This window comes from Acinetobacter sp. F16 (assembly GCF_052712855.1).
Map to the genome: position 1 here is coordinate 32,171 of NZ_JBRATK010000004.1, position 13,995 is coordinate 46,165.

Genomic DNA, 13,995 nt, shown 5'->3' on the forward strand with positions numbered 1-13,995 from the left:
AATACGGATCTTTTTAAAAACTGACAAGCAAAAATTACAACCAAACCATTCAAATGAATATTGTTTCACCAAATTAACTTAAAAAATTATAATTTGGCTGCTAATTCAGCACCTTCACGGATCGCGCGCTTCGCATCAAGCTCTGCTGCCAGTTTTGCGCCGCCAATAATGTGATAATTCGCCAAGGTATGTTCACCTTCATTCGGCATAATATCTTTCACTGACTCTTGCCCTGCACAAACCACAATGGTGTCTACACGCAAAAGTTGGTCATGACCATTGGTTTCAATCCATAGACCCTCATTGCTAATGGATTTATATTGCACACCACGCAGCATCTTCACTGCATGTTTTTTCAACTGGGCACGATGGACCCAACCTGAAGTCTTGCCCAATCCAATCCCCAGCGGTGTCGTTTTACGTTGCAACAAATAAATTTCGCGGACAGGTGGATCTACTTCAGCAGGCTGCATGCCGCCTTCAGAGATATAATTCGGATTTGGGTCAATGCCCCACTCACGTTGCCAGTCAGCCAATGGCTGTGGTTGAGGCTGATGTTCAGGTCTCAATAAAAATTCAGAGACATCAAAACCAATACCACCGGCTCCAATAACAGCAACTTTATGGCCAACTGGCGCACCGCGTAATACTTCTGCATAAGACAAGACTTGCGGTGCATCGCTACCGTCAATTTTAAGTGCACGCGGTATAACTCCCGTTGCCACAATCACTTCATCAAAACCTTCACGTTCAAGTTGTTCACGATTTACCTTGGTATTTAATCGAAGCTCTACCGCAGTTTTTTCAATCTGAACTTTAAAATAACGGATAGTTTCGTGAAACTCTTCTTTACCTGGAACGACTTTGGCTAAGTTAAATTGCCCACCGACATCTGTTGCAGCTTCAAATAAAGTGACCTTATGACCACGACTGGCAGCCACTGTTGCCGCAGACATTCCTGCCACACCACCCCCGATCACAGCAATCTTTTTAGGCGCTTTGGTTTTTAAGTAAACCAGTTCTGTTTCATATGCAGCGCGTGGATTGACCAAGCAGGTTGCGCGTTTATTTTTAAAAGTATGATCTAAACAGGCCTGGTTGCAGGCAATACAGGTATTAATTTCATCCACCCGATTGGTCGCTGTTTTATTAACCCAGAAAGCATCTGCCAAGAATGGGCGCGCCATCTGCACCATATCTGCTTTTCCAGCCGCTAAAATGGCTTCGGCTGTTTCGGGCATGTTAATGCGGTTGGATGCAATCACTGGAATTGCGACATGCTTTTTCACTTCTGCGGTGTAGTCTGCAAATGCAGCACGCGGAACTGAAGTCACAATGGTGGGAATACGTGCCTCATGCCAGCCGATACCGGTATTGAGCAAGGTAACTCCTGCCTTTTCCAGAGCTTGAGCCACTGTAATCACTTCCTGCATGGTATTGCCATCATGCACCAGATCAAGCATCGACAGGCGGAAACAGATAATAAAGTTTTCACCAATTTTTTCACGAATCGCTCGTACAATTTCTACTGCAAAACGCATGCGGTTTTCAATGTCACCACCCCAGCGGTCGTCGCGGATATTGACATGGCGGCTTAAAAACTGGTTCAGCAAATAACCTTCAGAACCCATAATTTCCACACCGTCATAGCCGGCTTTTTTAGCAATACTGGCGGTATGAGCATAATCCTCAATGGTATCCAGAATCTGCTTTTCGCTCATTTGACGCGGTTTAAATGGTGAAATCGGTGACTTGATTGGGCTGGCAGAAACCACAAAAGGCTGGTAACCATAACGGCCAGAATGCAGAATCTGCATCAAAATTTTTGCACCATGCTTATGTACCGCATGGGTTACTAAACGATGCGGTGCCACATCGCCCAAATTGTTCATGGTCCCACCAGCCGGCAGTAACCAGCCTTGACGGTTTGGTGAAATCCCGCCAGTGATAATCAGCCCCACACCGCCTTTTGCACGTTCCCCAAAATATGCCGCCAATTTTGGATAATTATAAAATCGGTCTTCCAGACCGGTATGCATAGAACCCATCACGACACGGTTTTTTATGGTCGTAAAGCCCAAATGTAGCGGTTTTAAAATATTTGCATAGCGAGTTGTCATGATGAATCCTTAATTTATTGGCTTTGCAACTTGTTGCATACTACTTTACCTATTTTTATTTATTTGTTTATGACATCTTTGCAACATTGTCTGACGAAACAGTCAATTTTCCATAAAAAAGGTGCAGTTTTTAGACTGCACCACAGATAAAAACCATGATTATTTATATTTTAATTCTAGGTTTTAACTCCAACCTTTTAATTTGGAGGTATGGCCAATCCCGACATTAAAACTATTGGTGGGATCCAACTTTTGATAATGATTTTTGAGCGCAGGCTTGGCCACATACAAATGTCCGACATTATGCTCGGCAGGATATTCGGCCCCACGTTGATCCAGTAAATGCCACATTTGATGCTCTATCGCTAAAGGATCAACACCTTTTTTCACAATATAGTCTTGATGGAACACATGACATAAAAAATGACCATAATACAGTTTATGGATAATCAGCTCATCCATTTCCTTAGGCAAAGTTTCGACCCATTCACGGTCGTTACGCCGTAAAGCAATGTCCAGCGCGACAATATCTTCTACTTCTGAGCGATGCGTGTCGCGATAACGAATCGCTGCGCCTGCAACGGCAAAACGATGTAAAAAGGCTTTAAGCCCTTCTTCTTCAGTACAGAGAAAATAATTTCCAGTGGTATGAGATAAAAAATACTGTTTTAAAAATTGCTGAACCTGTGCTACATCCTGATTTTCGATACGCAGCACCAAATGATGCTCATACAGATCACGAAATTCATTCATGCGTTTCGGCAAATGCGACGGCAAAAATTTGCTCACCATTTGCAAGACTTTATCTGACAGCCCTTTCATGCCGATTTTTTCCAAGTAGCCATCGACTTTATCTTTCATGGCGAAAGCAGCGGGTACTTTGGCAGTCCCGAATTTCTCGATAAACATGAAAGCATCTTTACCATATTCGGCGCCAATATCATAAGCGACACGGTGAATATACTCTCCTGCAATCGGCAGGCGCGGTAAGTCTTTCAAAAGGAAACGGCGGATTGCGGTTAAATCTTCTTGGTTATTGGTACCGACATAAAACACCTGACTGGGAATTTTTTCAAAAGTGTCCAGACGTACCGCAAAAACACAAACTTTACCTGCCGAACCGGAAGCTTCAAACAAACGCGATGGATCGGCATTAAATCGTGCTGGGGTATTTTCATCGACCTGAGTGACATCATGTGCATAATGCTGATCTGAGGCACAACAATTAGCATCATCTTGAATATCATTCATCTGATATTGCTGATTCTCTAATCTTGATAAAATCTTTTCGGGGGTGGTTCCTAAATTTATGCCTAAATGATTGACCAGTTCAAGCTGTCCTGAATCATTCACTCGTGCATACAGCGCCAGTTCAGTATAAGCCGGCCCACGGCGAACCAAGGCTCCACCCGAATTATTACAGACTCCACCTAATACTGACGCACCAATACAGGATGAACCAATCACGGAATGTGGTTCACGATTAAACGGTGCCAGCTGCTTTTCTAATTTATCCAAAGTTGCCCCAGGCAAACAAACCACTTGTTTTGCATCATTAATCACTTGAATGCCAACTAAACGCCGAGTGTTGATGAGTATTACAGGACGATCATAATCATCACCAAAAGGCGTTGAACCTCCAGTGAGTCCAGTATTGGCTGCCTGCATAATCACAATACTGTCAGCCTGAACAGCAATTTGTAATACCTTCCATTGCTCAACTAAAGAACCAGGCACCACCACCGCCAGAACCTGACCGGATCCGTAACGACGACCTTGACGATATAAACGGGTGTCATTTTCATCGGTCAATACATGTTGCCTACCGACAATATTAATGAGTTTTTGAATAGTGTGCGGTGCAGCTGATTGCGTGAACATATTTCCAATCCTTTTCTAAAGTCCTTTTGAGCTACTCACCGCTCTTTTTAATATGCTTAAAAAATAACGTCATAACTAATATTTGATACGCGAAAAAGTCATCCGTTGCTGTTTGAGGCTGACTAAAATAGGAGCTTCAATGTTTCTGCGAGAGGTTCATTCGTTTTGTTATTTGACGAGTTCAACGGATGACAAATGCCTTTGGTTACTTTGGGCGAAACCAAAGTAATAGCTGAGCTCCAAATATTTGCTTTTTCATGATAAGACTCCGTCTAAAGTCGTCTTGTTTGAATTTCTTCTGTATAGGATTAACAGATACCTGGAGAAAAACTAAAAAAGCGGAGCCATTTTTCTGAAATTTAGAATTTATAAATTCTCAACATCTTCCCTAACCCCCTCTTTAATAAAGAGAGGGAACTCATTCTTTTTTAAAAAAGAGTTCGGATAGATCATCACTCAGCCAACTCTCTATTCAGCTTCACCAAACAATCTGACGTAATATCTTGAATCGTTCTAGCCCCGGTCAAAGTCATTGCTACACGCATTTCTTTGTCGATTAAATCCAGTAGATTAGAAACACCGGCTCCGCCTGCTGCACCTAAAGCATAAATAAAGGCACGACCGAGCATGCAAGTATCTGCACCCAAAGCCAACATGCGCACCACATCTAAACCATTACGAATACCGGAATCGGCCAAAATTTTAATCTCGCCTTTGACTGCATCGGCAATCGGCGGTAGAGCGCGGGCACTGGATAAAACGCCGTCCAGCTGACGTCCCCCATGATTCGACACCACAATCCCATCGGCACCAAAACGTACCGCATCCTTGGCATCTTCAGGATCTAAAATACCCTTGATGACCATGGGTCCATCCCAGTATTCCCGAATCCATTCCAGATCTTTCCATGAAATAGACGGATCGAAATTATTGCCTAACCAGCCGATATAATCTTCAAGCCCAGTCGGTTTACCCAAGTATTTAGAAATATTGCCCAAGTCGTGCGGACGGCCATGCAATCCCACATCCCATGCCCATTGCGGATGCAGTACTGATTGCAAATAACGGCGCATGGCGGCATTGGCACCACTCATTCCAGAATGCGCGTCACGGTAACGTGCACCTGGAACGGGCATATCCACAGTAAAAATTAAAGTTGAACAACCTGCCGCTTTGGCACGCTCCAAGGCATTTTTCATAAAACCGCGGTCACGTAGCACATAAAGCTGAAACCACATTGGGCGCTGGATGGCTGGTGCCACTTCTTCAATCGGACAGACTGAAACTGTCGATAAAGTAAAAGGAATGCCTTTTTTATCTGCCGCGACTGCCGCCTGCACTTCACCGCGACGCGCGTACATCCCTGTCAATCCGACCGGCGATAAAGCCACAGGCATCGACAAGGTTTCATCAAACAATCGGGTTTCCAGACTTAAAGACGACATGTCGTTCAGAACACGCTGTCTTAAGGCAATTTTGGATAAGTCTTCCACATTACGCTTGAGCGTATATTCCGCATATGCTCCCCCATCAATATAATGAAACAAAAAGGGTGGCAAGCGACGTCTAGCGGCTTCGCGGTAATCATTAGCAGAAGAAATAATCATGGTTAAATCCTATTTAATCGACTCGCACGCTGACGACGGGCATCTTCCTCATCAATCGAGCGCACTTGTTGAATAACAAACTCAATATGTCCACACACTGCCTGTCTGGCAGCTTCTGGATCTCGACGTTCAATCGCATCTATCACTTGTTGATGCTGTAAATGCAACTGATCAAAACGATGCGGTTCGGAATACACTTTTCGGCGTCCCAGAACCACGTTGAATTGCAATAAATCAAATAAGCCACGCATCATCTGGATCAGCACCAGATTATGCGAAGCTTCAGCAATGGCAAGATGAAATCTGGCATCGGCCTGTGCCGCCTGATCATCATCACCAATGGCTTGAAAATGACTGATCTGCGCATAGCAATCCCGAATATTTTGCAGGTCTTCAGGGGTGGCACGCTCTGCGGCATACCACGCTGTCCCACCTTCCAGAATAGTTCGTGCTTCCTGCACATCAAAACGGTAAGCAGGATCCTGATCAATCAAGTCACTTAAGGGCTGCACGATTTGATGTTGCGACCAGTTGGTCGGCAATTGCTGCAAAAAAGTACCTGCTCCGACTTTACTCAGTAACATTCCCCGACTGGTCAGTTGCTGAATGGCTTCGCGTAAAGAGGAACGAGATACGCCCAGTTGTTCACATAATTTCCGTTCAGCAGGCAAACGATCTCCAACTTTCATATTGTTTTGCTCAATCAATATGCGCAGGCTTTGTACGACTTTGTCGGAGACTTTCATTTGCTGACCTCAATTGCGTGTTATGGAATCATCCACGGGAACACATAAGCTTGTAAGGTAATAATAATACCCATCATGATGGTAAAGACGATACTGTGTTTAACGGTAAAACGGAACAGATCAGATTCTTTACCTACAAGTCCTACCGCAGCACAAGCAATTGCAATGGATTGCGGCGAAATCATTTTTCCGGTGACCCCGCCACTGGTATTGGCCGCAACCAGCAGCACTTCCGGCACCCCAATCTGTTGAGCGGTGGTGGCTTGCAGCGCTGCAAACAATGCATTGGCTGAAGTATCGGAACCGGTTAAAAACACCCCGATCCAGCCCAAGAATGGCGAGAAGAAAGTAAAGGCTTTACCGCTATGTGCCAGCGCCAATGCCAATGTTGCCGACATGCCTGAATAATTAGCAATGAACGCAAAGGCCAACACCATACCAATGGAATAAATCGGGGTTTTTAATTCATTAAGCGTTTCACCAAAAGTCACAACCGCTTCTTTTGGCTTCATTTTTAGGAAAATAATAGTAATGACCGCTGCAATAAAAATGGCTGTCCCTGTGGCAGAGAGCCAGTCAAATTTAAAAATAGCATCGTAGTCTTTAACTTGTGGAACCACCGGCGGCATTTTCTGCACCAGTTGATGCAAATACGGCACCTTGATTGAAAACACCCAGTCATGTAATGCACCGTCTTTGGTGAACAAATCTTTAAAGGGTTTGATACTCCAAATGGTCACCATTACGGTTAAAATCATAAATGGCGACCAAGCTTTGGCAATCTGTGGCAGTGTGTATTTTTTTTGCTTATCGGCTTCTAAGCTCTCATCAACATTGCCGTCTTCATTGCTAAAACGGAAGATGTGTTTAGGTTTCCAGAATTTAAGTAAAATCGTCAAGGTCACTAAAGATGCAATGGCTGCAGTAATATCCGGCAGTTCTGGACCAACAAAATTAGAGGTTAAATATTGTGCAATTGCAAAAGAGCCACCACCCACAATCACGGCAGGCCAGGTTTCTTTAATACCACGCCAGCCATCCATAATCCCCATGATCCAGAACAAGACGATCGGCACCATGAACGGTAACTGACGGCCCACCATCTGGCTAATTTCCATGGTATCCACGCCAGACACCTGCCCTGCGACAATAATCGGAATCCCCATCGCGCCAAAGGCAACGGGTGCAGTATTTACAATTAAACATAAGCCTGCTGCATATAATGGTTTAAAGCCCAGTCCGACCAGTAAGGCAGCCGTAATGGCAACCGGTGCACCAAAACCTGCCGCACCCTCAAGAAAGGTACCAAAAGCAAAACCCACCAGCAGCATTTGCAAACGTTGGTCTTCGGTAATGGATAAAATTGAAGAACGGATAATATTAAATTGTCCGGTTTTTACTGAAATTTTATATAAAAATACCGCCCCAATAATAATCCAGGCAATCGGCCACAAGCCGTAGAAAAAGCCATAAATCATGGAGGCAAAAGCGACTGCAACAGGCATCTGATAAGCAAAAAGAGAAACCAGCAGTGCTAAAACAACTGTAATGGTTCCCGCCACACTACCTTTTAATCGAAAAACCGCCAATGCGAGGAAGAAAAAGATAATGGGAATAAGGGCAATTGCACTGGAAATCCAGATATTCCCCATAGGATCGTAAATCTGTTGCCAAGATTGAAGCATTGTCTTCTCCTTGAAATGCTCACGGCGCGATTAGAATTGGTCTGATTATTTTAAAGATTAAATCATTATTGGTATGACCAATAATAAATAAAACAAAAAAATAATTCATATTTAAGCAAATATACTAGTTTTTGTTTAATTAAAGATCAATAGCGGTCTAAATAAAATATTATCGGTCAGACCAATAAATACAGGAATTTAAATCAGAGACTGTTTTTTAAAATGCGCTAAAAATGATTCGACAGAAACTTTAGCTTTGTTTTTATTTAATTTTTTTTTAAATTATATTTTGACTTCTATATATGTATGCAACTTTAGTCTAATCCATCTAACTTGCTGTTCCATATTATATATTTTAACCCTCAAAACAACCTGTTCCGTTTCCTCCAGCCTTTCAACTTGGCAGGCATCAGGAGACTTCATTAGCTCAGAAATTGGACTATAATTTTTTACCGTTTTCAACGCGGTGACAATGGAGTAAAGCAAATGCTGGCTTTACTCAACTCTTGTTATTCTTGTGCTCTACCAAATCCATAAAGAGGTTCTAGGCTCTAACTCTTCACTTTTAATTTACAGGGTAAATTATTTAATTAAATTCCTTTTCACTGTCCTTAAATCATCTGTTAATGATCTTTCACTATACGATCCGCTTAAAAAGTACAGATATTTTTTTGATTGTTTATTTTTACGAAAAAATTTTTACCTAAAAGTGCTACAATTGAAGCAACTATAGATTCTCCTCGGCTACCAATTATCGTGGTGCCTATTTTATATCGTTAGGACTTACAATGACTGACAATGCAACTATCTTGCAGAATGTACCAGTAGGCAAAAAAGTCGGGATTGCCTTCTCTGGTGGCCTTGATACTTCAGCTGCTTTATTGTGGATGAAACAAAAAGGTGCTGAACCTTATGCTTATACAGCAAACTTGGGTCAGCCAGATGAAGAAGACTACGATGCGATTCCTAAGAAAGCTGAAGCTTATGGCGCAGTAAAAGCTCGTTTAGTTGACTGCCGTTTACAGCTTGCACTTGAAGGTATTGCTGCGATTCAATGTGGCGCTTTCCATATTAGCACTGGCGGTGTTCCTTATTTCAACACGACTCCATTGGGTCGTGCAGTAACAGGTACCATGCTTGTTACCGCAATGAAAGAAGACGACGTAAACATCTGGGGTGACGGTTCAACTTATAAGGGTAACGACATTGAACGTTTCTACCGTTATGGTTTGCTCACCAACCCGAACCTTAAAATCTATAAACCTTGGTTAGACCAAACGTTTATTGATGAATTGGGTGGCCGTGCCGAAATGTCGCAATTCTTAATCGACAACGGCTTTGACTATAAAATGTCAAAAGAAAAAGCTTACTCGACTGACTCAAACATGTTGGGTGCGACTCACGAAGCCAAAGATCTTGAATACCTGAATGCCGGTATCAAAATCGTTGATCCAATCATGGGTGTTGCGTTCTGGAAAGACGAGGTTGAGGTTAAACCTGAACTTGTATCTGTGACTTTCGAAGAAGGTACTCCAGTTGCATTGAACGGCCAACGTTTTGACAATCCAGTTGAATTGATTCTTGAAGCGAACCGTATCGGTGGTCGTCATGGTCTAGGCATGTCGGATCAAATCGAAAACCGTATCATCGAGGCGAAATCTCGCGGTATCTATGAAGCACCAGGTATGGCGCTTCTTCATATCACTTACGAACGCCTTGTAACCGGTATTCATAACGAAGATACCATTGAGCAATACCGTATCAACGGTTTACGTTTAGGCCGTCTGCTTTACCAAGGTCGCTGGTTCGATTCTCAAGCGCTTATGCTTCGTGAAACCGCTCAACGCTGGGTGGCTAAAGCCGTGACTGGTACCGTAACGCTAGAACTTCGTCGTGGTAATGACTTCACCATCATGAACACTGAATCTGAGAACCTCACTTATGAAGCTGAGCGTTTGACGATGGAGAAAGGTGATTCTATGTTTACGCCTATGGACCGTATTGGTCAGTTAACCATGCGTAACCTGGACATTACCGATACACGTGCGAAACTCGGCATCTATACCAACGCAGGTCTTCTTGCTGTGGGTACAGGTTCTGCAGTGCCTCAATTAAAAGACAAAAACAAATAAGTTTGTTTGATGTCAAAAAACCGCCTAAATGGCGGTTTTTTTATCGCTGAATTTTGCGACGCTAAGCAATATTGGCCGCACGAATAGATTGATAATAAATCTGGTTGCGTCCAAGCTGTTTGGCCCGATACAAGGCTTGATCGGCAATCTTGAGCAATTCTTCTTTGCTCAGCTCATTTTCCCCTCGATACACGGTAATCCCCAAACTAATCGTAATATAGCTCGACACCGATGATTGAGCATGTGGAATTTCCAAACGCTCTATGGCCTTAAAAATATTTGATGCAACTGCATAGGCACCATGAGCATCTGTTTCTGGCAATAACACCACAAACTCTTCGCCACCATAGCGTGCGACAAAGTCCATATGCCGGATGGCATTTTTAATGGATTTGGCAATGGAAAAAATGACATCATCGCCTTTTTGATGGCCGTAAAAATCGTTATAGTTTTTAAAGAAATCGACATCAATAAACAAAACGGATAAAGAGCTATGCTCTAGGCGAGTTTGCTGATAAAAAACTTCCATCATTTCATCAAAAGTACGACGATTTGAAATTTTAGTCAGTTCATCGTGCTGACTCAAATGCAGCAATTCTGAATTATGAATACGGTGAATTTTTTCACTAATTCTGGCCCGCATCGAATATAAGTAAATCATCCGTTCACGTGCAAAAATCATATGACTAATTACATAACCAAGTACACAGCTTCCCGTGAGAATCCGCCCCAGCACCATCGCATCAAAATTAACTTGCAGCCCTAAAAACAGAACAATGGTGAACAGTGCTGCCGATACGCCTGTCACTAACATGTGAAAGGGTTTTACCCCGGTCAGAATATAACCAAGAATATAAATAATACATAATATCGCCATGGCCTGATGCTGCAGCACAACCGTATCTACAGTCATGGTCAACCATGACATGGAGACAATCGCCCAAAACTTGAGTCCCATCGCAGCATGGGCAAAATATGGACGTAATTTAGGGTAATAAGCAAAACAGAACAAGACCATTAAACAAGAGCCACCATTCACCAGTCCTAACATGCAGCGCACGAAATCATGGACGAAATATTGCTGGTCGATAATCCAGTAGTCACTTGGAATCATGACCACCATAAAAACAAAATAGGTTAAAACGCCACCCCAAAAGTATTTTTCGATATGTTTACGCGCGCGTTCTAAATTTTTAGACCAAAATTCCTGTTCTAATTTTTTTGGAAAAACTTGTCCTACGCGGCGACTTTGCTGCGTAATCAGTTCTTCTACTTTTTCTTTATCATACTGTAATTTAGCCAGATTATACTTGTATTCCATTCGCAAGCATTATGTAGTTATTTTTTAGTTACTTAAAAGTAACACAATTTTATGGTTTATATTTAAATATATATCACCATTTGTCTTTAATTCTCGTTACCATTTTCACACTTTATAGATTATCATTTGTTTTATTTCCTCGATTGAAATGGCCTTGAATACAATCACTCTCCTCCAGCCAGATGATTGGCACGCTCACCTTCGTGATGGTCTTGCTTTAAAACGTACGGTTCCAGATTTAGCCAAACAGTTTGCACGCGCAATCTGTATGCCAAACACTGTTCCTCCTGTGAAAACAGTTGAAGAAGCGATTGCTTATCGTGAACGTATTTTGGCGCATGTGCCTGAAGGCATCTCATTTGATCCGCGTATGGTGCTTTACTTTACCGACTTCACCCAACCGAGTGAAGTTAAAAAAATTAAAGAATCTGAACATGTAAATGCCATCAAGCTATACCCTGCTGGTGCAACGACAAATTCAGACAATGGTGTCAGCGATATTCGTAAAGTTTATGCCGTAATCGAGCAACTTGAAGAGCATCAAGTGCCTTTATTGCTTCATGGTGAAGTCACTCACAACCATGTCGATATTTTTGATCGTGAAAAACGCTTCCTGGATGAAGTGCTGTCTCCGCTTTTAAAACAGTTCCCTCAGCTTAAACTGGTGCTTGAACACATTACTACCAGTGAAGCTGCACATTTTGTGCTCGAACAAGACCGCAATGTTGCTGCGACGATTACCCCGCAGCATTTATTGTTTAACCGTAATGATATGCTGGTCGGTGGCGTGAAACCGCATTTCTATTGTTTGCCGATTTTAAAACGTCAAACCCATCAGCAAACATTACTTGAAGTGGCGACCAGCTCGAATCCTAAATTTTTCTTGGGTACAGACAGCGCGCCGCATTCAAAAAATGCCAAAGAAAATGCATGTGGCTGTGCAGGTTGCTATAGTGCCCCTACCGCAATTGAATTATATGCTCAAGCTTTTGACCAAGTCGGTAAAATTGACAGTCTGGAAGGTTTTGCCAGCCACTTCGGTGCTGACTTCTATGGTCTGCCGCGTAATACCAACACCATTACCCTGGTCAAAGAAGAGCAAGTTATTCCGACAAGTTTAGACTACTTGGATGGTGAAAAAATTATCCCACTATATGCGGGTAATACCATCCAATGGAGAAAAGTGTGACAGATGAAACCCAACCAATAATTGGTCAGCGTTTCCGTGGATTTCTACCTGTTGTTGTCGATGTCGAGACAGCAGGTTTTAACTCACAGACCGATGCCTTATTGGAAATTGCAGCAATTCCCATTATTTATAACGAAGAAGGTCAATTTGTGCCAGGCGAAGCCCATCATGCACATATTAATCCTTTTGAAGGGGCGAATTTAGACCGTCGTTCACTGGATTTTATTGGGGTTGATCCATTTAATCCGATGCGTATGGCTATGGCTGAAGATGAAAAAAGTGCCTTAAAACGTATTTTTAAATCTGTAAATGAAGTTCGTCGCCAGCAGAATTGTACCCACGCCGTTTTGGTCGGTCATAATGCGCATTTCGATCTAGGTTTTGTACAAGCAGCCATTGCACGTACCGGAACTAAAAATCAAAATCCGTTTCACAGTTTTTCTGTGTTCGATACCGTGACTTTAAGTGCGGTCATGTTTGGTCAAACCGTACTGGCAAAATCGTGTATTCACGCTGGAATTGAGTTCGATGGTAAGGAAGCACACTCTGCTTTATACGATACTCAAAAGACTGCTGAACTGTTTTGCTATATTTTGAACAAACTCGCACCTCATCTACTTGACACTCTGGTGGCGGATCAATAAGATACCGCCATCTTCTAAACGTCCCTATCGTCTAGAGGCCTAGGACATCGCCCTTTCACGGCGGTAACCGGGGTTCGAATCCCCGTAGGGACGCCATCTATTCTTTCTTCTCGCTTTCATTCAATTTCTTAAAAGTATTCTATTTTTTAGATTTTGCTTATTTTTAAGTCCCTCTATTTATTCATTATTTTAGTTTCGATTAAAACGGCTTTTATTCTATTTTAATTGCCAAGCGATATTTTCAATTTCCAGAAATTTGAATCCGTCTTAGGTCTAATGGTTAATCATCTGATCAGTCCATAAAATAGCGATGTAAATAATGATGGAGCCACGAACATTAAAACCGCTCGCCAATTTATTGCCGATATTACTTTTAAATTCTAATTTTAAAAGTTTAACTCCTGAGCACTTTGGTGCTCTTTTTTTATCTCAGCTTGCATGCTAAGGTTAAGCTCTCCCTTCAATACTGCCTCGATGATGTTGAAAAACGTTTTTATTGTGTTCATGATTCTGCTGCCTTCGGCCGTATATATTTATCTTGCCAGCAAAGATGCCAAACCTGCCCAAGAATCTTCCTCTGCTGCACCTAAACAGGCACCTGCGCAACAATTACCAAAATATCAAACACCGGATCATTAAAGCGCGGTTTAAGTCATTCTTTTTATTTATC

The 13,995-nt window shown here is 42.5% G+C and carries 10 protein-coding genes and 1 tRNA gene; 5 read left to right on the forward strand and 6 right to left on the reverse strand.

All coding sequences use genetic code 11. The features are described from left to right. Window positions 1–86: 86 nt before the first annotated feature. The 5 genes from ACU0NF_RS03515 to lldP form a co-directional block, all read right to left on the reverse strand. Window positions 87–2,120: an oxidoreductase gene (locus ACU0NF_RS03515; protein WP_445660153.1), complete on the reverse strand. Its 2,034-nt coding sequence runs from the start codon at window positions 2,118–2,120 to the stop codon at window positions 87–89. A 183-nt stretch (window positions 2,121–2,303) separates the two neighbouring features. After that, window positions 2,304–4,001: a D-lactate dehydrogenase gene (gene dld / locus ACU0NF_RS03520; RefSeq protein ID WP_445660154.1), complete on the reverse strand. Its 1,698-nt coding sequence runs from the start codon at window positions 3,999–4,001 to the stop codon at window positions 2,304–2,306. 452 nt (window positions 4,002–4,453) lie between these two features. Next, window positions 4,454–5,608, reverse strand: a complete 1,155-nt coding sequence (lldD, locus tag ACU0NF_RS03525) for an FMN-dependent L-lactate dehydrogenase LldD (RefSeq protein ID WP_131213714.1) — start codon at window positions 5,606–5,608, stop codon at window positions 4,454–4,456. Between the two features lie 2 nt (window positions 5,609–5,610). Then, the gene (gene lldR / locus ACU0NF_RS03530; RefSeq protein WP_445660155.1) at window positions 5,611–6,354 is read right to left on the reverse strand and encodes a transcriptional regulator LldR; all 744 of its coding nucleotides are present in this window, start codon (window positions 6,352–6,354) and stop codon (window positions 5,611–5,613) included. A gap of 20 nt (window positions 6,355–6,374) precedes the next feature. Next, entirely contained in the window at window positions 6,375–8,039 is a 1,665-nt protein-coding gene (lldP, locus tag ACU0NF_RS03535; RefSeq protein ID WP_445660156.1) for an L-lactate permease, read from the reverse strand. 788 nt (window positions 8,040–8,827) lie between these two features. Here lldP and argG point away from each other — a divergent pair. Next, window positions 8,828–10,171 (forward strand): argininosuccinate synthase, encoded by a 1,344-nt coding sequence (argG, locus tag ACU0NF_RS03540; RefSeq protein WP_131266664.1) that lies wholly within the window; start codon window positions 8,828–8,830, stop codon window positions 10,169–10,171. A 61-nt stretch (window positions 10,172–10,232) separates the two neighbouring features. Here argG and ACU0NF_RS03545 read toward each other — a convergent pair whose 3' ends face one another. Next, a complete protein-coding gene (locus ACU0NF_RS03545) occupies window positions 10,233–11,492 on the reverse strand; it encodes a GGDEF domain-containing protein (RefSeq protein WP_445660157.1) in 1,260 nt (419 codons plus the stop codon). Between the two features lie 154 nt (window positions 11,493–11,646). Between ACU0NF_RS03545 and pyrC the strand changes: the two genes are divergently transcribed. The 4 genes from pyrC (at window position 11,647) to ACU0NF_RS03565 (ending at window position 13,964) form a co-directional block, all read left to right on the forward strand. Then, window positions 11,647–12,681 (forward strand): dihydroorotase, encoded by a 1,035-nt coding sequence (pyrC, locus tag ACU0NF_RS03550; protein ID WP_445660158.1) that lies wholly within the window; start codon window positions 11,647–11,649, stop codon window positions 12,679–12,681. Further along, complete coding sequence (rnt, locus tag ACU0NF_RS03555) at window positions 12,666–13,325, forward strand: ribonuclease T (protein ID WP_067724098.1); 660 nt, start codon at window positions 12,666–12,668, stop codon at window positions 13,323–13,325. The genes pyrC and rnt overlap by 16 nt, the downstream gene beginning before the upstream one ends. Before the next feature lie 20 nt (window positions 13,326–13,345). Further along, window positions 13,346–13,421, forward strand: a tRNA-Glu gene (locus ACU0NF_RS03560). 381 nt (window positions 13,422–13,802) lie between these two features. Continuing rightward, complete coding sequence (locus tag ACU0NF_RS03565) at window positions 13,803–13,964, forward strand: hypothetical protein (protein WP_445660159.1); 162 nt, start codon at window positions 13,803–13,805, stop codon at window positions 13,962–13,964. The last annotated feature ends 31 nt before the right edge of the window (window positions 13,965–13,995 follow it).